The following is a 21,275-nucleotide window of genomic DNA, read 5'->3' as shown; positions in this document are numbered from 1 at the left end:
CAAAATGTGTGGTATTGTCGGTATTGTTAGCCAAAGTCCGGTTAATGAATCTATTTATGCAGCATTAACCCTTTTGCAACATCGTGGACAAGATGCGGCGGGTATTGTAACGGTTGATGATGAAAACCGTTTCCGCTTACGTAAAGCTAATGGCTTAGTCAGCGATGTGTTCCGTCAAGAGCATATGCTACGCTTGCAAGGAAATGCTGGATTAGGGCATATTCGCTATCCTACAGCAGGAAGTTCTAGCGTCTCAGAGGCACAACCTTTTTATGTAAATTCTCCCTATGGTGTCACTTTGGTGCATAACGGCAATTTAACCAACTCAGTGGAGTTAAAAGAAAAAGTCTTTAAAACTGCCCGCCGTCACGTAAACACTAATTCAGATTCTGAACTTCTTCTTAATATTCTCGCTAATCATCTTGATCACATTCCTCAAAACCATCTTGATCCACAAGATATTTTTTATGCCGTTCGTAAAACTCACAATGATATTCGTGGTGCTTATGCCTGCGTAGCGATGATTATTGGACATGGTATGGTTGCATTTAGAGATCCTTTTGGTATTCGTCCTTTGGTGTTGGGTAAACGTGAAGAAAATGGCAAAACTGATTATATGTTCGCCTCTGAAACAGTGGCTTTAGATATTGTCGGTTTCGAGTTTGTACGTGATATTGCTGCGGGCGAAGCCGTTTATGTAACGTTTGATGGCGAGCTTTATTCACAACAATGTACCGAAAGTGCGGTGTTAAATCCTTGTATTTTTGAGTATGTTTATTTTGCACGCCCAGATTCAACGATTGATGGTGTCTCTGTTTATGCTGCACGTGTTCATATGGGGGAAAAACTCGGGAAAAAAATTGCAAAAGAATGGGCGGATGAAATTGATAATATTGATGTGGTCATTCCTATTCCTGAAACTTCAACAGATATTGCGTTACAAATAGCTCGTGTACTAGGGAAGCCTTATCGACAAGGATTTGTGAAAAATCGCTATGTTGGTCGCACGTTTATTATGCCAGGACAAGCACAGCGTATTAGTTCTGTTCGCCGCAAATTGAATACCATTAAAGCTGAATTTAAAGATAAAAATGTGTTATTGGTGGACGATTCTATCGTTCGTGGCACAACCTCTGAGCAAATTGTTGAAATGGCTCGCTCAGCTGGTGCGAAGAAAATTTACTTTGCCTCTGCTGCTCCTGAAATTCGTTATCCGAATGTATATGGTATTGATATGCCGAGTTGTGATGAACTGATCGCTTATGGGCGAAATGTTGATGAAATTGCAGAATTAATTGGCGTAGACAAATTAATTTTCCAAGATCTGACCGCACTTACTGAATCTGTTCAATTGGAAAATCCAGCCATTCAAGGTTTTGATTGTTCAGTATTCACAGGCGAATATATTACAGGCGATATTAGTCCTGAATATCTTAATAAAATCGCAACTCAACGCAACGATAGTGCAAAGAAAAAACGTGAAAAACAAGCATCTAATCTTGAAATTTATAATGAACAATAAATGCTAGGTATTTAGAGGGATAAAAATCACCGCATTAAAAAAAGTGCGGTGATTTTTTTATTTGTTTTTTAGGATGTCTTCTAGATAGTTTTTGCAATCAGAATACTGAAATTGGAATCCAGCGTTAAGTAATTTTTCAGGCACAACATTTTGGCTTTCGAGTAATAGATTAGCTCGTTCGCCAAGCATGAAATGTAATATCCATTTTGGAATAGTTGCAAAGGCAGGACGTTTTAATATTCGAGCCAAAGTGCGGTTAAATTTATGCTGTTTTATGGGATTCGGGGCTGAGAAGTTAAATGCCCCTCTACATTCTGAATGATCGAGTAAAAATAAAATGCCATTTACCATATCTTCCAAAGCAATCCAAGGGAAATATTGCTCTCCATTGCCCAGTTTACCGCCAAGTCCCCATTTGTATAAAGGCAACATTTTTGCAAGCGCACCACTTTTTGTAGAAAAGACTATTCCTGTTCTAATCAAACAAACCCTCGCATTAGCTTGTCGCGCGATATTTTCCCAATCTTGGCATAATTGTGCGGTAAAGGTTTTTGCTGTTTTGCTTGTTTCAGTAATTGTTTGTTCGTCTTGATCGCCGTAAATTCCTGTTGCTGAACCTGATATAAAAATTGGGTATTGCTGATACTGATTGATGAATTCAACCAGTTGAGTGGTGAGGCTTAAACGACTTTCTCGTAAAATAGATTTCTGGTTTTTCGACCAAACTTTATGAAAAATTGGCTCGCCAGCAAGATTGATGATGGCATCAAACTGTTCTTGTGAATTAAGTTGGGAAAGTGCGGTAATAAATTTGATGTTTTTGTGCTTTGAGAGAGCGTGCAACGAACTTGAGCGAGTTAAGATCGTCACTTGTTCATTGCGTAAACAGAGTTGTTCGACAAGTGCTTTGCCGATAAGTCCTGTTCCTCCCGTTAATAGAATATTCATTACAATGTGTTTTCAAATAAACGTTGGATATTTTGCAATAATTCGTCGATAGGTTTATCGTTTGTGGGCGTGACAAAAATAGTATCATCGCCTGCGATAGTACCTAAAATTCCTTCTGATTTTCCAATGGAATCAAGTAATCGTGCGATTAATTGAGCAGCACCAGGCGTCGTTTTTATTACGATTAACATCGCATTGTGATCAACATCTAAGACAAGATTTTTTAATGGACTACTGGTATTGGGAACACTTAATTCATTTGGTAAGCAATAGACCATTTCCATTTTGGTATTACGGGTGCGAACCGCACCAAATTTGCTGAGCATTCTTGATATTTTTGATTGATTAATACCAGTAAAGCCTTGTTTTTTTAAGGCATCGACAATTTCACTTTGAGAACCAAAGCGTTCTTGGTTGAGTAATTCTTTAAAAGCGCGAGTTAAATTCTCAGTCATCTTTATTTTTCAATAGTCAAAATTTGCATAAGAATTGCATAAAAATTCACTTTCATCAACTGAAATATGAATAAGAACAAAGAGAAGAAAATATTTATCTCAGAAATGTGAACTAGATCATAGAATGATATTTCTCTATTTGTAATTGTAAGATGAACATTTTAAAATCAGTCTGTTTTAAATTAACTAACACATAAGGAGTATTTATGAAAGTTGCTGTATTAGGTGCCGCAGGTGGTATTGGTCAAGCATTAGCGTTATTACTAAAACTTCAGTTGCCAGCAGGTACCGACTTATCATTGTATGATATTGCCCCTGTTACCCCAGGTGTTGCAGTGGATGTGAGCCATATTCCAACGGCAGTGAATGTGAAAGGTTTTTCTGGTGAAGATCCAACTCCAGCACTTGAAGGTGCGGATGTTGTATTAATTTCTGCTGGTGTTGCACGTAAACCTGGTATGGATCGTTCAGATTTATTCAATATTAATGCAGGTATCGTGCGTGGTTTAATTGAAAAAGTCGCGGTTACTTGCCCGAAAGCCTGTGTTGGTATCATCACTAACCCAGTAAATACTACCGTTGCGATTGCGGCTGAAGTGTTGAAAAAAGCAGGTGTTTACGACAAACGCAAATTATTTGGTGTGACAACTTTAGATGTGTTACGTTCTGAAACCTTTGTGGCTGAATTAAAAGGTTTAAATGTTTCTCGTACAAGCGTTCCTGTTATTGGTGGTCACTCTGGAGTGACTATTCTTCCATTACTTTCTCAAGTTCAATATGCTGAGTGGAATGAAGATGAAATCGAACCATTAACAAAACGTATTCAAAATGCAGGTACAGAAGTGGTCAATGCAAAAGCGGGTGGCGGTTCAGCAACTCTTTCAATGGCACAGGCTGCAGCACGTTTTGCTCGTTCTTTAGTAAAAGGATTAAGTGGCGAGACAGTGGTTGAATGTACTTATGTTGAAGGTGATGGCAAATATGCTCGTTTCTTCTCTCAGCCAGTTCGTTTAGGCAAAGAAGGTGTAGAAGAAATTTTACCAATTGGCCCATTAAGCAATTTTGAACAACAAGCTCTAGAAAATATGTTGCCGACTTTACGTGCAGATATTGAATTAGGCGAAAAATTTATTAATGGTTAATCATTAAAAAGTAAGGGGAGCATTAGCTCCCTTTTTATGTTTCGATAAAAAAGCCACCATTTGGTGGCTTTTGTTTGTATCTTTATTATTTCTGACGCATTGCAGGGAACAAGATCACATCACGAATTGATGGTGCATTTGCATAAAGCATCGCTAGACGGTCGATACCTAAACCTTCCCCAGCTGTTGGTGGTAAGCCGTGTTCTAGTGCAACAACAAAGTCTTCATCTTTAAACATCGCTTCATCATCGCCCGCTTCTTTCGCAGTCACTTGTGCATCAAAACGTTCATTTTGATCTTCTGCATCATTTAATTCTGAGAAACCATTACCGATTTCACGACCACCGATAAAGAGTTCAAAACGATCTGTTACATCAGGATTTTCATCATTGCGACGTGCAAGTGGCGAAATTTCCGCAGGATGAGCCATTAAGAATGTTGGTTGAATTAAGTGATGTTCAGCCACTTCTTCAAAAATTGCATTGACAATGCTGCCTAAACCCCAAGATTTTTGTACTTCAATACCTAAGCGTTCTGCCGTGGCTTTTGCACGATCAAAGTCATATAAATCTTCTTTTACGATACCTTTGTCTGCACCATATTTAATGGTTGCATCGTGTAATGTAATACGCTCAAATGGTTTGCCGAAGTCAAATTCTAAATCACCGTATTTCACAATGGTTGTACCAAGAATATCAATCGCTAATTTACGAAGCAGTTCTTCGGTGTTATCCATTAAATCGTGGTAATCTGCATAGGCTTGATAATATTCAAGCATAGTAAATTCTGGATTATGACGAACAGAAACCCCTTCATTACGGAAGTTACGGTTTAATTCAAATACTCGTTCAAACCCACCAACGACTAAGCGTTTTAAATAAAGTTCAGGTGCGATACGTAAATACATATCCACATCTAATGCATTATGATGAGTCACGAAAGGACGCGCAGATGCGCCACCTGGAATCACTTGTAACATTGGCGTTTCCACTTCCATAAAGCCTTTAGAAATGAAATATTCACGAATACCCGCGACAACTTTAGAACGAATAATAAAAGTGCGGCGAGATTCTTCGTTAGAAATTAAATCTAAATAACGTTGGCGATAGCGAACTTCTTGGTCGGTTAAACCATGGAATTTGTCTGGTAATGGACGAAGTGCTTTGGTTAAAAGTTGAACTTCAGTTGTTTTGATGGTTAATTCATTGGTTTTAGTTTTGAAAAGTGTACCTTTCACTCCAATGATATCGCCTAAATCCCAGTTACCTACATCTTCAGCATAAACACCTTCAGGCAAATTATCGCGTGCAACATAAAGCTGGATTTTACCGCTCATATCTTGAATAGTGATAAAAGTTGCTTTACCCATTGCACGGCGAGTCATAATACGACCAGCAACTTGTACTTCAACGCCTTTCTCTTTTAAGATTTCCCCATCTTCTACATCATATTGATTGTGCAAATCTTGTGCGAGAGCATCACGACGAAACTTGTTTGGAAAGGCATTACCTTTTGCTCGCAATGCGGCTAATTTTTCACGACGAACGAGCATTTCGCCATTGAGATCTAATTCTTTAACTTCTTGTTCTGACATATTGTTTACCTTGTTTTATAAATTAATAAGAAATTTTTATTTTCTTTGTTTACTTTAGGAGCTGTTGAAGACTAAAGGAAATATATTATCGAAAGCCCCCTTCCGTCGCTTCGCGCCACCTTCCCCCGTAAACAGGGGAAGGCAAGAAATTTTTACAAGCCCGCTTTTAAACTCGCTTCAATAAATCGATCTAAATCCCCGTCTAATACGGCTTGCGTATTACGGTTTTCTACGCCAGTACGCAAATCTTTAATGCGTGAATCGTCTAATACATAAGAGCGAATTTGGCTTCCCCAACCAATGTCCGATTTATTATCTTCCATTGCTTGCTTATCCGCATTTTTCTTCTGTAACTCAAGCTCATACAATTTTGCTTTTAATTGTTTCATCGCTTGATCTTTGTTTTTGTGCTGTGAACGGTCGTTTTGACATTGCACGACAATACCACTTGGCATATGGGTAATTCGCACCGCACTTTCTGTTTTGTTTACGTGCTGACCACCTGCCCCTGATGCACGATAAACATCAATACGTAAATCAGCAGGATTGATTTCAATATCAATATCGTCATCAATTTCAGGATAGACAAATGCTGCACTGAATGATGTGTGACGACGGTTATTGGAATCAAATGGACTTTTACGCACTAAACGATGAATGCCCGTTTCTGTTCGTAACCAACCAAAGGCATATTCACCGCTCACTTTAATGGTTGCCGATTTCAATCCAGCTACATCACCGTCAGAGACTTCCATCAGTTCTGTTTTAAAACCTTTGCTTTCAGCCCAACGAAGATACATACGGAGCAACATTTCTGTCCAATCTTGAGCTTCTGTACCGCCAGAACCAGCTTGTAAGTCCACATAGCAATCGCAAGCATCATGTTCGCCACTAAACATTCGACGGAACTCTAATTTTTCGAGTTGTTGTTCGAGTTCATCTAATTCAGCGACCGCTTCATTGAAGGTGTCTTCGTCTTCTGCTTCGATAGCAAGTTCTAACAAGCCATCAACATCTTCTAAACCTTGTTCTAAATTTTTGATGGTATTTACAACTTGTTCTAAAGAAACCCGTTCTTTACCAAGTGCTTGGGCTTTATCTGGATCATTCCAAACATCTGGCTGTTCTAATTCCGCATTGACTTCTTCTAAACGCTCAACTTTGGCATCGAAGTCAAAGATACCCCCGAAGCACCGAAGTGCGGTCAGATAAATCGATGATTTTATTTTTTACAGGATTGATTTCAAACATAATAAATTCACTGTGTGATAAAGTGTGGAATTATATGCTATTTTCTGATTTTTGGATAGTTTGACCTTGCAGAAATTAGCAATCTCTCTATAATTTTAGGCTTTCTCACTCAAGTAAATTTAGGAACAAAAAATGAAGAAAATTTTTACCGCACTTTTGTGCGTGGCTGCGGCTAATGCAATGGCAGATGATGCGGCAATTAAACGCAAATTACAGTCTTTTAATGTATCAAATATTACTATTAAATCTTCGCCGATTTCAGGCATTAGAACGGCTGTCACGGATCAAGGTATACTTTATGTGAGCGAAGATGGAAAATATCTTTTTGAAGGCAAACTTTATGAACTCACAAATAATGGTCCTGTTGATGTAGCAGGTAAAATTTTAGTGGATAAACTTAATTCTTATAAAGACGAGATGATTGTTTATCCTGCGAAAAATGAAAAACACGTAGTAACAGTATTTATGGATATTACCTGCCATTATTGCCATTTGTTACATCAGCAATTAAAAGAATATAACGAGCTTGGTATTACCGTACGTTATTTAGCTTTCCCTCGTGCAGGTATGAATAATCAAACGGCGAAACAAATGGAAGCGATTTGGACGGCGAAAGATCCCGTTTTTGCTTTAAATGAAGCAGAAAAAGGCAATTTACCAAAAGAAGTTAAAACGCCAAATATCGTGAAAAAACATTATGAATTAGGTATTCAATTTGGTGTACGAGGAACACCAAGTATTGTTACCTCAACTGGTGAGCTTATTGGCGGTTATTTAAAACCAGCTGATTTATTAAGAGCACTTGAAGAAACAGCACAATAATTTTATAATGAAAAACAAGGGGCAGTTGCCTACCCCTTGTATTTAGTCGGTTATGCTTAATATGCTGGGGAGCTTAAAAGCATTAACAACACAAAAATTATGATATAAATGCATAATTTAGGCATCATTAAAATCCTTAGCTGACACAATAGTTAGACTAATGGTCAGTAGGGCTTTTAACCCCTGTCAGCATTCAGGGTTAAAAGCCCTGACCGACAGGAAAAAGTATAGATAAAAGAGCTGTTGATTTCAACAGCTTTTTGCTTTTAGGTATGAATTAATATCCAGTGAAAAAACTTATCAAACGCCGTGAAATTCCAATTGGAAATTCTGTTTCAACCCATCCGTTATTAGATCGACTTTATCGCGCTCGTCATATTCAAAACACCAAAGAATTAGACCGCACTTTGAAATCAATGCTCAATCCAAATCAGTTATATGGCATTGAGCAAGCGGTAAATTTATTAGTGGAAGCCTATCAACAACAGCAAAAAATTGTGATTGTTGGGGATTTTGATGCTGATGGTGCAACCAGCACAGCATTGAGTGTGCTGGCTTTAAGACAACTTGGCTTTTCTGATGTGGATTACCTTGTGCCAAATCGATTTGAACAAGGTTATGGCTTGAGTATTCCCGTGGCTGAAATGGCAATTGAAAAGGGCGTTCAGCTTTTAATGACGGTGGATAACGGAGTTTCATCTTTTGACGGTGTGGCATTTTTGAAAGAAAAAGGCATTCGAGTTTTAGTCACGGATCATCATTTACCCCCCGAAACTTTGCCGCCAGCCGATGCGATTGTTAATCCTAATTTAAGTCAGTGTCATTTCCCTTCAAAATCCTTGGCAGGTGTGGGTGTGGCATTTTATTTGATGTTAGCCGTACGAGCAAAATTTCGTGAACTCGGTATTTTTACTGCAGAAACACAACCTAATTTTACTGATTTGCTCGATCTGGTGGCACTAGGCACTATAGCTGATGTTGTTCCGTTAGATCAAAATAATCGTATCCTTGCTTATCAAGGTTTAATGCGTATCCGTGCTAGACACTGCCGTCTCGGTATTATTGCGTTGGCAGAAGTGGCTAACCGTAATGTTGAACAGTTTACTTCAAGTGATCTCGGTTTTTGTATTGGGCCTCGTTTAAATGCGGCAGGGCGTTTAGATAATATGTCGATTGGGGTAGAACTTTTGCTGGCGAACGAAATGTCAAAAGCCAGAGAATTAGCTTTAGATCTCGATCAGCTCAATCAAACTCGTAAAGAAATTGAAGCGGGTATGAAGCTTGAGGCAATAAAAATTTGTCAAAATCTTACCGCACTTTTTAAAGAGTTACCCTATGGTATTACGCTTTATCAACCTGATTGGCATCAAGGCGTATTAGGCATTGTGTCATCAAGGATTAAGGATCAATATCATCGTCCAGTGATTGCCTTTGCACAAGATAGTGAGGGAATTTTGAAAGGTTCTGCTCGTTCTATTGAAGGTTTACATATGCGTGATGTTCTGGAGCGTATTCATTCGCAACATCCTAATATGATTTTAAAATTTGGCGGACACGCAATGGCGGCAGGCTTGAGTATTCGCGAAGAACATTTTGCCGATTTCCAACATCTTTTTAATCAAACCGTTGCCGATTGGCTTGATGAAGAACATCTACAAGGCGTAATTTGGACAGATGGCGAACTGAATTCAAATGAATTTAATCTTGAAACGGCAGAGCTGATAAAATCGGTAGGCACTTGGGGGCAAGGGTTTCCTGAGCCTTGCTTTGATGGCGAATTTAAAATTTTAGACCAGCGCGCAATTGGGCAAAATAAAAATCATCTAAAAATGTTGCTAGAGCCGAAACAAGGCGGGGTTTTATTAGATGCGATTGCATTTAATATTAATACAAGATTGTATCCTGATCTTTCAATTAAACAGGCTCGTTTAGCCTATAAATTAGAGATTAACGAATTTCGTGGCAATCGTAGCCTACAATTATTGGTAGATTATATTGAGCCGATAGATGAGTGATAGAATGAAATTAAAAGGGTTATTGGCATTTTGTTTGCTTTTTTTATCGTCGTTTGTTTTAGCAGAAGTCAATCAGAAAGAATTTTCAGTGCAAAATTCTCCGCACTTGCCATCAAGGGACACAATCTATTTTGAAGATGGACGGGATTATTTTTCTTATAAAGAACCTATCGAACAAGCGTCTCGAACCGATAAAAAAATCCGCATTCAATTCTTTTTTGATTATGATTGTCGAGTGTGTTCTTCAGCGCAGGATATTTTAGAGCTTTATAGCCAAATACGCACACATAAAGTTGTGTTGGAACAATATCCTATTGCAACTGCCGATAGCCAGTTTAGCGCACGCATTTTTTATACTTTGCAAGCATTAAGTGCGGTGGAATTATCTAATGTTTTATTATTTGAAACTTCAGAAAAATCCCGTTATACAGAATTGTCTACATCAAATAAAATTCAGCAATGGGCGGAAGAACAAGGGTTAGATAAGCCGTTATTTATTCAAACTGAAAATTCACAAAGCGTAAAAGAACAAATTCAAAATGCGATTGAATTGACGGAAGAATATGGTGTGTTTACCTATCCTTACGTTGTTATTGGGGGAAAATATGTACTCACTGCGAGTACGCTTTATAACGATGATTATAGCGTGGCGGTGTTAGATTTTTTGGTAAATAAAATAGAACAGGAACAAAAGTGATGAAAATTGGAATTGTTGGCGCGATGGCGCAAGAAGTCGAAATTTTAAAAAATTTAATGGCTGATAGAACGGAAACTCGAGTAGCAAGTGCGGTCATTTTTGAAGGCAAAATTAACGGTAAAGATGTTGTATTATTACAATCAGGCATTGGCAAAGTAGCCGCTGCCATTGGCACCACGGCATTATTGCAATTAGCCAAGCCAGATTTTGTGATCAATACTGGTTCTGCAGGTGGAGTAGCAAAAGGCTTGAAAGTGGGGGATATTGTAATTTCTGATGAAACACGCTATCACGATGCGGATGTGACCGCTTTTGGCTATGAAAAAGGGCAGTTACCTGCTAATCCTGCTGCATTTTTATCTGATAAAAAATTGGCAGATCTCGCTCAAGAAATTGCAGAAAAGCAAGGACAATCAGTAAAACGTGGTTTAATTTGCTCTGGCGATAGTTTTATTAATAGCGAAGACAAAATTACACAAATAAAAGCAGATTTCCCGAATGTGACAGGTGTTGAAATGGAAGCCACAGCGATTGCGCAAGTTTGCTATGCGTTTAATGTGCCTTTTGTGGTGGTTCGTGCTATTTCTGATGGCGGCGATGGCAAAGCAAGTATGTCTTTTGAAGAGTTTTTGCCATTGGCGGCGAAGCAGTCTTCCGCATTAGTGTTAGAGATGATAGATAGACTGTAGCCATAATCTTTTCATAAGATCACAAATTTCATAAACATTATTGAAAAGGCATAGCTTATTAGCTATGCCTTTTATATGAACTCTCTAGAATTTATAGTTCAAACTCAGAATATAAGTTCTTCCACGTGCAAAGTTATAAAGTACAGTTTTATCTGAACCACCTTCACAACTATCAGGATTTTTACTACAAATTGAATCATTTAAGCTTGAATAATATCTTTGCGAAGCTGCATCATTTCCAGCATCTAACGGATCAACATAACGTTTATCTAATAGATTTTGTACTTCCGCTTTAATAATCAAATCTTTGATTGGTTCATAGCTGACGTGTAAATCTAAAATAATCGGTTGTTTTTTAATATCTTCTGTCTTTTTAATAGCATAATAAATTCTGTCGTTCGTAGTATTTTCTTCATAGCGAGAACCGTTGATGTATTCTTCTTGAGTTGTAGCACGCTTACTTTTTCCATAGTAACGGGCTGCGATACCAAGAGTTAATTTTTGATCAAACCAACGTGTGCCAAGCTCTAATCTACCGTAGTCCTTTGGTAACATAGTGATACGTGATAAACCATAACCTTGTTTCAAAGTGTCTTCTTTTGACGAATTTTTAGGGCGAGAGCTTGCATCTGCATAATTGGTTGGCTGATTAGTACGTTGATAAGCGTAAGAGACATTCGCAAAAAAACGTCCCATATCATAATTAAGCTCTAACTCAGCACCGCTTTTTTTCACGATAGGTTGATAATTTTGATGAGCAATTGTTAGGCGAAAACTATTGGCTGTTGCCCATATAGGGGTAACTCCACCTTTCGACCAGTCTCCATAAACATTATGGATATAGTTTTTAATAAAGCTACGATAACCCACTAATTTGATACCTAGCACATCGTCTTGAGTGAATAGACCTTTTTTATAAGTATTAAAGCCTAGTTGATAGGTGTCAGATTGTTCAGGTTTTAATGCCGTGTTTACCCCTGCATCAGACACTTGAGAGAAAAACATCTCTTGAATATTCGGCATTCTGTGTGTGCGTGAATAAGTGAAAAATGGCATAAAATAATCACTTAGTTCTGCACTTAATGTAGCAGAATGATTGAATGCCTTTTTATGCCCTGATTTATGCAAAATCGGTTCATTAATTTGATCCGCTGTAATTTCATATCCAACATACTCACCATTAAAGGCGTAATGGGTAAAATTCACGCTGTAATTTAAATGATAAATGCCTTTAGAAAGTGCGGTATCAAAATAGACCGTTTTAAATTTTTGCTTGCCAGAAGGTTGTAAGATTACTGAACGTTGTGGTAATAAACCTTTTGAGCCAGAATATCTCCCTTCATTACTGAATGAATATAAGCCTTGATCATGTGAATCATCTTTATAAAACAAACTTAATTCTTCTGGAAAACGGTTTTTACTGTATTCATTGGTAAAATAGTTAAAACCTAATGTGGTTTTTAAATCGATTTCTTTTGGCAGCAAGAAAGTATGGCTGTTGTTAATATCAATAATATTTGCCACATTTTTTGTGATAAGTTTATCTCTAACTCGCCAACCTGCAAAAAATCCACCTTTAGGATAAATAGTTTTGCCAATGTTATGTGCAGCCATTAAATTAAGATCAAGATAGCTGTTATTATTGAAGTTATAATTGACTTGGTAATTACGGTTTTCAATTTTGCGAGAACCAATTTTATTATCAAGGGTACGTATTTGCGCCCCTAGCGTATGGTGATCATCGCTATATTCAAATTTTAACAAATGGCTACGCGAACGAGATTGCAAACTGCCTGGTTCAATAGGTGCAACACTATATTGATCTTTATTGCGTTCAAATGATTTGTCAGTTTCTTTAATTCCATCATTACCATTTTGGAGCTTATCAATATTCTCAGGTTTTGTTCCAGCTTTTAATTCTTTTAGAATTTCTTCTCTTTCTTCATTTTTGTGAATTGAGCACGTAAACCCATACTTGTCTCTGTCCTTAGGGGGGGAGTCGGAATTGCAAGACCAATGCCTCTTACTTAAATCCGGTGTCCACTGTCCATTAGTAAAAACATAACCTGCATTGCGGAAATAGGCTTCTTTTTCTTTAGCAAGAATATCTTGCCCTAATGATGCTAATCGTTCTCCGCCACCAATACGATAATCTTGTGAAACTTCACGTTGGCTATAGCCATACACCACGCCTACATAGCCACCATTATCAAGCCATTTTCTGCCAGCAGCCGTCGTCATAAAATTGGATTTAGTGGCATTGCTTCCTGTCATTCCTTTCAGAATAATGCCGAATGGTTTGTCATCAGTAATCACATCATTAACGCTTAATGTTCTAAAATTAGCACTGCCTGCTAACGCATTTATACCGCTTGCTCCCGAAAAGTTGCTTTTATTAACATCTACACCTGCAATAAAATTAGGATCGATTGCCGCACCAAATTGAGAACTTCCGCCTGATTGACCTGAGTCTAAGGCTGTAGAATAGAAGGTTTGGGTTACACCATCAACCATCGTATTGACACGACCTAATCCATTTTCGCCACGAATATTTACAGAAACCACACCCGAACCTTTATCTTGTTGAGTAAATGCCCCAGGAATGCTCCGAATGACTTGGTCAATGGTTTGTGTTTCCTTAAAGACATTTTCACGGGTACTTTTGGCTTTGGCTTCAGTGAAAGGTTTTTTGTCATTTGATATCACTTTTTCTACGACATCAATTTGTCCTAATGTTTCTTCGGCTTGAGCTTGTGTAATCGTCATACCGATTGTATTGATTAGGCTAAGTGTAATTAAATTTAATTTTATAGCTTTCTTCATTATAGTTCCTATTTATTTTTGAGAAGGATTACGATTATCCATTTTATAAGAGGGATTTCAAGGAATGATTTAATGAAAATACCTAAAAATAATGAAAAAAATTAATTTTTAGAGAGGAAATATGTTGAGAAGATAAAGAAAAAGAAAGTTTGGTTTTTGCTAAATGGGCAAATTCATTCGCAAAATTAACCGCACTTTAATGGGTTAAAGGTTAGTTTTGATAGTAGAAATATAAAAGAGAAAAATAGGAAATGACCGCAAAAGTGCGGTCATTTTTGGCGTGAATTTTATAGATTATAAAATAAAGGTACTAAGAACAGCGCGCCAAGTGCGGCAATGATACCGTAAATGATCATAGGTATAATGGTTTTCTTAATAATTGTGCCTTCTTGGTTTGAAATATTTAACACTGAACTTACCGCTACAATGTTATTTATACATACCATATTCCCCATTGCCCCACCAACAGATTGTAAAGCAAGAACAAGTGCGACAGAAATGCCTGTGGTTTCTGCGGTAGAAAGTTGAACACTACCAAATGTTAGGTTGGATACGGTATTTGAACCCGAGAAAAACGATCCAATCGCACCTAAGAAAGAGGAGAAAATAGTCCAGTTACTACCAGAAATTTCAGCAAAAGTTCGACCAATAATTTTTACCATAGAATGTTCGCCACCCACTAACATTAGGTTTACCATCACTAAGGCACCAATTAAGGCAATAAATGGATTTTTAGATTGTTGTAAACTTGATACAAAAATCTGTTTAACATTTGAACTGGAAATTTTAAAGAAAGGAATCGCAATTAGTACTGTAATGACAAATGGAATCAATGCGGGTACGTAAAGAAGTTTATAGCTTGATGAAACATTTGAGCCAAAAATATTTTTTAAGCTAAAGATTAAACCTTTACTAATTTCAAATAATCCTAACGAACCTAATGTGGTTGAGAACCAAATAGTTGCGTCATTCATCATTGCTTTGAACGGTAATTGATGAATACGAGTCACAATTAAAAATGCAATAAGTAAACCTGTAGGGAATAATGCTTTAACTACTTCTCCCGTACTTACCGCATTATTATCAAGGTTATTTGTTACTTTTGCTAAACCAATATTGCGATTCGCAGCCCATACGGAAATAAATAAGCCGATTGCCCCCCCAACGAGTGATGGAAATTCGTAATTGACTTGAGCAATCAAGAAATAAGGTACTACGCAACCTAGTACGCTAATATAGATAAATACGATGTTTTTACGAATATCATCCCAATTTACTAAGATACGAAGTGCTAATAATGGGATAATAAGTGCAGCAATGGAGTGTATAAATGCTGTAATAGACCCAATTTCTAAAATCATATCTTCTGATAATTTTAAAGCACCAAAACCAAACCAAGTTGGTGTACCTACCGCACCAAAGGATACGGGAACTGAGTTCATAATAAGTGCCAACATCGCCACTTTTAATGGATGAAAACCTAATCCCACTAAAATAGGTGCAGCAATTGCCGCTGGTGTACCAAAACCACTTGCCCCTTCGATCATAAAGGCAAACGCCCAACCAATAATCATTAATTGTGCAACGGGATTTGGATTAATATTTCCTAGCCATTTTCGCATAATATTTGTTGCGCCTGAAATTTCAGAGAAACGGTTAAAGAGAATCGCACCAAAAATTACTGTAATAGGAGTTTGTACCGCAACAATTGCAGAAACAACATTTGCACTAATAGTAACAATATCTGTATTAAAGTGTAAAAGATGAACGCCCATAACTAATGTTGCAATCCAAGGTAAGGCAACATAAGAAGGTAGCGCGTTTCTTTTTACCATAAGATAAATCAGTAAAACGATAGGAAAAATACTTAGAATAAAAGACAGCATAAAATATCCTCAGAGTTAGATTAAAAGATGTGGTTATTTTATGGATTTATATGCAAAAGCATATACCTATTTTAAGAAAATGTGATCAATATCTCATAAAATTTAACATTTTATTTTCATTTTTTACATTTTTATTACTATTTGTGTTTAGTTATAGTATTAATAGAAGAATATGGAATATGATAAAGATTGTTTAATACCATATTAACATTAGCAGGATCACCAAATTCTCACTATAATGCGCAAAATTTTGAGAATGAAAGGATAATTTGTATGGGAATGATTATTACTGTTGATGGTCCTAGTGGTGCTGGGAAAGGGACGCTTTGTTATGCGTTGGCTGAAAAGTTGGGCTATGCTTTTTATTGATAAAAATCTCCCCTTTTAATCGAGGAGATTTTTATTATTCTTCTTTAAATTCTTCCATCATTTCTTGCGCTTTTTTTACCATATCTTCTGAACCAACAAAAAGTGGTACACGTTGGTGGAGTTCCGTTGGTTGAATATCTAAAATTCGACGATAACCATCCGTTGCGACACCACCAGCTTGCTCCGCTAAAAATGCAATTGGATTGCCTTCATATAATAAACGGAGTTTTCCATTTGGATAGTTGGTTGCACTTGGGTAAATATAAATGCCGCCTTTTAATAAGTTGCGGTGGAAGTCTGCTACAAGTGAACCAATATAGCGAGATACGTAAGGGCGATGAGTCGCTTTATCTTCTTCTTGGCAATATTTAATATATTTTTTCACACCTTGTGGGAATTTCAGGTATTGTCCTTCGTTGATGGAATAAATTTTGCCCTCTTTTGGCATTTGCATATTTTCGTGGGAAAGACAGAATGTACCGATAGACGGATCATAAGTGAAACCATTCACACCGTGACCAGTGGTATATACCAACATAGTTGATGAACCATAAACAATATAACCCGCGGCAACTTGTTTATTCCCTGGTTGCATAAAATCTTCTAAGGTAACAGGTGAGCCAATTGGAGATACGCGACGGTAAATAGAGAAAATTGTACCGACGGATACGTTTACATCAATATTTGAAGAGCCATCAAGGGGATCCGTTAAAATAATATATTTTGCATTACGTCCACGTTCCGTATCAAATGCGATAAAACTTTCCTCTTCTTCAGATGCAAACCCAGCCACTTCTTCACGAGCCATTAATGCCGCTTTCATCGTGTTATGGGCGAATAAATCGAGTTTCATTTGACTTTCGCCTTGTACATTTTCAATACCAGATTGACCGAGAATATTTGTTAAACCTGCTTTGTTAATATCTCGATGAATTATTTTCGCTAAAAGACGAATTGACGACAAAATACCACTCAATTCCCCCTTTGCGTTTGGATATTCAGCTTGGCGTTCAACGATAAATTCACTCAATGTTTTCATAATTTTCCTTTTAGTTTTTCATAATATATTGATTAATTATAGGGAGTTTGGAGTGTAAACTCTAATGGCAGATTATCAGAATGAGATCTTTATCACAAAAAATTCACATTAATTGTTGTAATTTTTAGAAACTATCGCTTATTTTTGAATAAATTTTGGAGTGTTTTTATGCATTTGCGCTCCAAATAAACTTGGGCTACCATAACCGCACTTTATTAAGCCAAAAGGTAAAAAATGAAAATTGCATTAGGCATTGAGTATAACGGGCAAAATTATTATGGTTGGCAGAGACAAGAAAAAGTCCGTAGTGTACAAGAAGAATTAGAAAAGGCACTTTCTCACATTGCAAATGAAAAAATTGACATATTTTGTGCAGGCAGAACGGATTCTGGCGTAAGTGGAACGGGGCAGGTTGTTCATTTTGAAACCAATGCGGTTCGCCCAAATAAGGCTTGGGCTTTTGGTACGAATGCTCATTTACCTGATGACATTGCAGTGAGTTGGGCAAAACAAGTCGATGATGAATTCCATGCGAGGTTTTCCGCAACAGCACGCCGTTACCGCTATATTCTTTATTGTAATAAATTACGCTCTGCGATTTTAGCGGGAGGAATAACCCATTGCCATTTAGATTTAGATGCGGAAAAAATGCATCAGGCAGGGCAATGTTTACTTGGCGAACAGGATTTTTCCTCTTTCCGTGCGGCTCAATGTCAGTCTCATACGCCTTGGCGTAATGTGCATCATTTGAATGTGTCTCGTATCGGAAAATATATTATTGTTGATATTCAGGCGAACGCTTTTGTGCATCATATGGTGCGCAATATTGTGGGAAGTTTGATTGAGGTCGGTGCTGGAAATCAGCCGATTGAATGGATGCAATGGCTACTTGAGCAGAAAAATCGTCAGCTTGCCGCACCAACAGCAAAACCCGATGGATTGTATTTGGTGGATGTGATTTATCCACAAAAGTTTGATATTCCTAAACGCCCAATTGGTCCTTTATTTTTAGAGGATGGTTTATTAAATCGTACTTTGAAATAAAGCCTAATTTCATCTTTTAAATAATCATATCTGAAAATATTCTTCATAAAAAAAGACCGCACTTTAAAAGTGCGGTCAATCTTAAGTGAATTTTATATTAATTTTGATATTCCATAGTTCACTAAAAATCCCCCAATCACTAGCCATAAATAAATCAATACGCCTAAAACAAGCGGTTTTAGTCCTGCTTTCTTGATTGCGCTTGCTTGCGTAGTTAAGCCAAGTGCAGCCATCGCTGAAATTAATAAGAAAGAATCGATTTCAACGAATAATTTCACGAGTTCTTTTGGTAATAAATCAAAAGAATTAAAAATGGCAACGCCAATAAAAAGTACAGCAAACCAAGGAATTGTAATTTTGTGTGACGTATTTTCTGATACCCCATCACTACGTGTTAATAACCAAGAAAGCATTAATAAAAATGGTGCAAGCATCATCACTCGGAGCATTTTGGTAATGACGGCAGTATTCGCCACGATAGGATCAATATTTTCCCCAATCGCATACACTTGAGCCACTTCATGCACGCTAGAACCAACATAAATACCGAATTGATGAGCGTTAATTAAATGTTGCGACCAAGTGTAGAAAAATGGATAAGTAAAAATAGAAAGTGTCCCGAAAATGACCACTACGGCAATCGCCACTGAAACTTTATGAGATTCTGCTTTGGTAACAGGCTCTGCCGCCATAACCGCTGCCGCACCACAAATACTACATCCTGCCCCAGTGAGATAAACCAATTGTTTATCCATTTTTAGATAACGAATGCCCAAAAGTGCGGTAAGAAAAAAGGTTGAAATTAGCATAATGGCATCAGTGACAACAGCATTTAAGCCAACATCGGCAATATCGCCAAAAGTAAGGCGAAAACCATACAGCACAATGCCAGTGCGAAGAAGCGTGCCTTTGGCAAATAATACGCCTTTTTCTACTTGTGTTGAAAATTGCGGGTAAATGGTATTGCCGATTGCCATTCCCAGTAAGATGGCAATAATTAAGGCACTGATATGATAATGATGGGAAAAGTCGGTGCTTCCTAAATAGTTAGCAAGTATAGCGATAATCGCGATAAATATAAGTCCGAAATAAAAGGGACGAGTGTTCATTTTTTCTTTCCTTAGTGAGTGTTTTTGTCTTTTACCCAAGCGGTTTCATCTAAAATTTTGCCAAAATAGCTTTCGACTAAGCGACGAGTAACATCAGTTTGTGGAGCGGTAAAAAGATTTTGAGGGCTGCCATATTCAATCATTTTTCCTTCATCCATTACGATAATCGTATCTGCAATATGTTTAATTACACCGAGATCTTGCCCTACATAAATATAAGAAATACCTAAACGTTGCTGCAGATCAAGGGTTAAATTTAGTAATTGAATGCGCACCGAGGCATCTAAATTACCAATTGCATCATCTATAATAATTATTTCAGGTTCTAAAATCAGCGCACGTGCCAAAGCGACACGCTGTTTTTGGCTAATAGAAAGATGCTTAATATTGAGATTTGTGTAATCAGGATAAAGTCCAACAAGAGAGAGGGTCTCAAAGATTTTTTCATTACGTTGTGTTTCTGTCCAATCTGTCGCTAGGCTTAATGGTTCGTCTAATATTTGTCCAATATTTAAACGTGGGTTAAATGCAGAATTGGCATCTTGGAAAACCATACGAATATGTTTAGCGCTAGATTGGGCATCCTGATATTGTAATTCTCGATCATTAAATAAAATTCGACCAGAAGTTGGCGGAATAATGCCTGCTATCATTTTCACTAGGGTTGATTTACCAGAGCCATTATTGCCAATGATTGCAAGTGTTTGTTTACGTTCAAGGGTAAAACTCACTTTATCCACTGCATTGAATTGATTTCGACCAAATAAACTGGCGTGACCTTTAAAAGTTTTAGTTAAATCTTCCACTTGTAATAAGGGCATTATTCATTTCCTTTGCAATTAAGTATAAAAGGGGTGGCGGTTGTTTTTTCTTTGAAATTTTTTTCTCGTAAATTAATAGGATAATGACAAGAAAATTCGTGTTGTTTTATTTTCAATCGTCTTGGTTTTTCCATACATTTTTTTTGTGCAAAAGGGCATCTTGGGCCAAGACGACAGCCAATTGGCATTTGCTCTAAAATAGGCACGGTGCCTTCTAACGTACCCAATTTAGTTTTAAATCCCAAAGGTTGAGTAAAATCGGGTACTGCATTAATTAAGGCTTGGGTATAAGGATGATGGGGACTTTCGATTAATATTTCAGTCGGGGCAGATTCGGTATTTTGCCCACAATAAAGCACTGAAATTTGATCGCACCATTCACTAATACTTTTAATATCGTTACTCGTAAGTAAAATTGTTGTTCCCTGATTTTGGTTCATACTAGAAAGTAAACGAAAAACTTGTAGGGCAGTGGTTGATTCTAATGCATTTGTTGGTTCATCCGCGATTAATAAACGAGGCTGATTAGCGACAGCCATTGCGATCATAACTTTTTGTCCTTCGCCTTCTGTCAGTTCGTTAGGATAGCTTGCCATAATATCACGATGATCTTTAATTCCTACGCGATGTAACAATTCAATAGCACGTCTTTTTTTCCACCCAAACCATTTCCACCATTTATTTTTAAATGTCCAATTAGGAATATTTTGGATGAGTTGTTTCCCTATTTTTCGGCTTGGATCAAGGCAAGATAAGGGATTTTGGAAAATCATTGAAATTTCTTTGCCGACAATCTTACGTCGTTTATTAGGACTGAGTTTAAGTAGTTCGACATCGTGAAAACGAAAGCGATCGGCAGTAATAATCCAATTTTCTTTGATTGCATTACAAATGACTTTAGCGATTAAGCTTTTTCCTGAGCCTGATTCGCCAACTAATCCACTGATTTCCCCTTCGTTAAGGGAAAGATTGATGCCATCTACAATTTTTATACGTCCATTGGAGGTTTGAATTTCAATATTTAGGTTACAAATGTCTAAAAGTGCCAT

Annotated in this window: 17 protein-coding genes and 1 pseudogene; 8 read left to right on the top strand and 10 right to left on the bottom strand. The window is 37.3% G+C overall.

The annotated features are described in order from the left end of the window. Positions 1 to 4: 4 nt before the first annotated feature. Complete coding sequence (purF, locus tag HMPREF2813_RS03305; protein WP_014550892.1) at positions 5 to 1,522, top strand: amidophosphoribosyltransferase; 1,518 nt, start codon at positions 5 to 7, stop codon at positions 1,520 to 1,522. 57 nt (positions 1,523 to 1,579) lie between these two features. Here the strand turns inward: purF and HMPREF2813_RS03300 are convergent, their stop codons facing one another. After that, entirely contained in the window at positions 1,580 to 2,470 is an 891-nt protein-coding gene (locus HMPREF2813_RS03300) for a TIGR01777 family oxidoreductase (protein WP_048946878.1), read from the bottom strand. Beyond that, positions 2,470 to 2,925, bottom strand: a complete 456-nt coding sequence (argR, locus tag HMPREF2813_RS03295; protein WP_005660473.1) for a transcriptional regulator ArgR — start codon at positions 2,923 to 2,925, stop codon at positions 2,470 to 2,472. The genes HMPREF2813_RS03300 and argR overlap by 1 nt, the downstream gene beginning before the upstream one ends. A gap of 206 nt (positions 2,926 to 3,131) precedes the next feature. On the opposite strand from argR, the gene mdh reads away from it, so the two are divergent. Next, positions 3,132 to 4,067, top strand: coding sequence for a malate dehydrogenase (mdh, locus tag HMPREF2813_RS03290; protein WP_005660475.1), 936 nt, complete (start codon positions 3,132 to 3,134; stop codon positions 4,065 to 4,067). An 85-nt stretch (positions 4,068 to 4,152) separates the two neighbouring features. On the opposite strand, the gene lysS is transcribed toward mdh, so the two are convergent. Next, a complete protein-coding gene (gene lysS / locus HMPREF2813_RS03285; protein WP_048946879.1) occupies positions 4,153 to 5,661 on the bottom strand; it encodes a lysine--tRNA ligase in 1,509 nt (502 codons plus the stop codon). Positions 5,662 to 5,813: 152 nt separating this feature from the next. Then, positions 5,814 to 6,912, bottom strand: a protein-coding gene (gene prfB, locus HMPREF2813_RS03280) for a peptide chain release factor 2 (RefSeq protein ID WP_014550889.1) whose coding sequence is annotated in 2 segments (ribosomal slippage) — positions 5,814 to 6,836 and positions 6,838 to 6,912 — 1,098 coding nt in all. Because the reading frame shifts where the segments join, the coding sequence is not laid out codon by codon here. Positions 6,913 to 7,044: 132 nt separating this feature from the next. Here prfB and dsbC point away from each other — a divergent pair. The 4 genes from dsbC to HMPREF2813_RS03260 all read left to right on the top strand — a co-directional run bounded on the left by dsbC (position 7,045) and on the right by HMPREF2813_RS03260 (position 11,135). Then, positions 7,045 to 7,734, top strand: a complete 690-nt coding sequence (gene dsbC, locus HMPREF2813_RS03275) for a bifunctional protein-disulfide isomerase/oxidoreductase DsbC (RefSeq protein WP_048946880.1) — start codon at positions 7,045 to 7,047, stop codon at positions 7,732 to 7,734. Between the two features lie 287 nt (positions 7,735 to 8,021). Further along, the gene (recJ, locus tag HMPREF2813_RS03270) at positions 8,022 to 9,749 is read left to right on the top strand and encodes a single-stranded-DNA-specific exonuclease RecJ (protein ID WP_070646975.1); all 1,728 of its coding nucleotides are present in this window, start codon (positions 8,022 to 8,024) and stop codon (positions 9,747 to 9,749) included. Between the two features lie 4 nt (positions 9,750 to 9,753). Continuing rightward, entirely contained in the window at positions 9,754 to 10,446 is a 693-nt protein-coding gene (locus tag HMPREF2813_RS03265) for a thiol:disulfide interchange protein DsbA/DsbL (protein WP_083304312.1), read from the top strand. After that, positions 10,446 to 11,135, top strand: coding sequence for a 5'-methylthioadenosine/adenosylhomocysteine nucleosidase (locus tag HMPREF2813_RS03260; protein ID WP_070646971.1), 690 nt, complete (start codon positions 10,446 to 10,448; stop codon positions 11,133 to 11,135). The genes HMPREF2813_RS03265 and HMPREF2813_RS03260 overlap by 1 nt, the downstream gene beginning before the upstream one ends. An 84-nt stretch (positions 11,136 to 11,219) precedes the next feature. Here HMPREF2813_RS03260 and HMPREF2813_RS03255 read toward each other — a convergent pair whose 3' ends face one another. After that, positions 11,220 to 13,958 (bottom strand): TonB-dependent receptor domain-containing protein, encoded by a 2,739-nt coding sequence (locus HMPREF2813_RS03255; protein ID WP_070646969.1) that lies wholly within the window; start codon positions 13,956 to 13,958, stop codon positions 11,220 to 11,222. 287 nt (positions 13,959 to 14,245) lie between these two features. Next, positions 14,246 to 15,844: a lactate permease LctP family transporter gene (locus HMPREF2813_RS03250; RefSeq protein ID WP_083304311.1), complete on the bottom strand. Its 1,599-nt coding sequence runs from the start codon at positions 15,842 to 15,844 to the stop codon at positions 14,246 to 14,248. Between the two features lie 267 nt (positions 15,845 to 16,111). On the opposite strand from HMPREF2813_RS03250, the pseudogene HMPREF2813_RS03245 reads away from it, so the two are divergent. Further along, positions 16,112 to 16,204, top strand: a pseudogene (locus HMPREF2813_RS03245) ((d)CMP kinase); the annotation flags it as partial. Positions 16,205 to 16,247: 43 nt separating this feature from the next. Here HMPREF2813_RS03245 and fbp read toward each other — a convergent pair. Continuing rightward, positions 16,248 to 17,252, bottom strand: coding sequence for a class 1 fructose-bisphosphatase (gene fbp / locus HMPREF2813_RS03240; RefSeq protein ID WP_005667351.1), 1,005 nt, complete (start codon positions 17,250 to 17,252; stop codon positions 16,248 to 16,250). A gap of 234 nt (positions 17,253 to 17,486) precedes the next feature. On the opposite strand from fbp, the gene truA reads away from it, so the two are divergent. Beyond that, the gene (gene truA, locus HMPREF2813_RS03235; RefSeq protein WP_005667347.1) at positions 17,487 to 18,296 is read left to right on the top strand and encodes a tRNA pseudouridine(38-40) synthase TruA; all 810 of its coding nucleotides are present in this window, start codon (positions 17,487 to 17,489) and stop codon (positions 18,294 to 18,296) included. 92 nt (positions 18,297 to 18,388) lie between these two features. Here the strand turns inward: truA and HMPREF2813_RS03230 are convergent, their stop codons facing one another. From HMPREF2813_RS03230 to HMPREF2813_RS03220, 3 genes are read right to left on the bottom strand one after another with little or no spacing between them, the layout of a single operon-like run. Then, entirely contained in the window at positions 18,389 to 19,405 is a 1,017-nt protein-coding gene (locus HMPREF2813_RS03230) for a YeiH family protein (RefSeq protein WP_070646967.1), read from the bottom strand. A gap of 11 nt (positions 19,406 to 19,416) precedes the next feature. Then, positions 19,417 to 20,226 (bottom strand): peptide ABC transporter ATP-binding protein, encoded by an 810-nt coding sequence (locus HMPREF2813_RS03225; RefSeq protein ID WP_005667341.1) that lies wholly within the window; start codon positions 20,224 to 20,226, stop codon positions 19,417 to 19,419. Then, positions 20,226 to 21,275: a peptide ABC transporter ATP-binding protein gene (locus HMPREF2813_RS03220; RefSeq protein WP_005667337.1), complete on the bottom strand. Its 1,050-nt coding sequence runs from the start codon at positions 21,273 to 21,275 to the stop codon at positions 20,226 to 20,228. The genes HMPREF2813_RS03225 and HMPREF2813_RS03220 overlap by 1 nt, the downstream gene beginning before the upstream one ends.

It is taken from the genome of Haemophilus sp. HMSC066A11, assembly GCF_001811665.1.
GTDB lineage: Bacteria > Pseudomonadota > Gammaproteobacteria > Enterobacterales > Pasteurellaceae > Haemophilus > Haemophilus influenzae.
Note: the sequence above shows the minus strand (reverse complement) of the source record. Positions and strands in the feature narration are given on the sequence as shown.

Coding starts and splice junctions, on each gene's coding strand:
- dsbC (WP_048946880.1), top strand. CDS start 7,045: ATGAAGAAAATTTTTACCGCACTTTTGTGCGTGGCTGCGGCTAATGCA.
- HMPREF2813_RS03225 (WP_005667341.1), bottom strand. CDS start 20,226: ATGCCCTTATTACAAGTGGAAGATTTAACTAAAACTTTTAAAGGTCAC.
- mdh (WP_005660475.1), top strand. CDS start 3,132: ATGAAAGTTGCTGTATTAGGTGCCGCAGGTGGTATTGGTCAAGCATTA.
- HMPREF2813_RS03255 (WP_070646969.1), bottom strand. CDS start 13,958: ATGAAGAAAGCTATAAAATTAAATTTAATTACACTTAGCCTAATCAAT.
- HMPREF2813_RS03260 (WP_070646971.1), top strand. CDS start 10,446: ATGAAAATTGGAATTGTTGGCGCGATGGCGCAAGAAGTCGAAATTTTA.
- purF (WP_014550892.1), top strand. CDS start 5: ATGTGTGGTATTGTCGGTATTGTTAGCCAAAGTCCGGTTAATGAATCT.
- HMPREF2813_RS03265 (WP_083304312.1), top strand. CDS start 9,754: ATGAAATTAAAAGGGTTATTGGCATTTTGTTTGCTTTTTTTATCGTCG.
- HMPREF2813_RS03220 (WP_005667337.1), bottom strand. CDS start 21,275: ATGGCACTTTTAGACATTTGTAACCTAAATATTGAAATTCAAACCTCC.
- argR (WP_005660473.1), bottom strand. CDS start 2,925: ATGACTGAGAATTTAACTCGCGCTTTTAAAGAATTACTCAACCAAGAA.
- truA (WP_005667347.1), top strand. CDS start 17,487: ATGAAAATTGCATTAGGCATTGAGTATAACGGGCAAAATTATTATGGT.
- HMPREF2813_RS03300 (WP_048946878.1), bottom strand. CDS start 2,470: ATGAATATTCTATTAACGGGAGGAACAGGACTTATCGGCAAAGCACTT.
- HMPREF2813_RS03250 (WP_083304311.1), bottom strand. CDS start 15,844: ATGCTGTCTTTTATTCTAAGTATTTTTCCTATCGTTTTACTGATTTAT.
- fbp (WP_005667351.1), bottom strand. CDS start 17,252: ATGAAAACATTGAGTGAATTTATCGTTGAACGCCAAGCTGAATATCCA.
- lysS (WP_048946879.1), bottom strand. CDS start 5,661: ATGTCAGAACAAGAAGTTAAAGAATTAGATCTCAATGGCGAAATGCTC.
- HMPREF2813_RS03230 (WP_070646967.1), bottom strand. CDS start 19,405: ATGAACACTCGTCCCTTTTATTTCGGACTTATATTTATCGCGATTATC.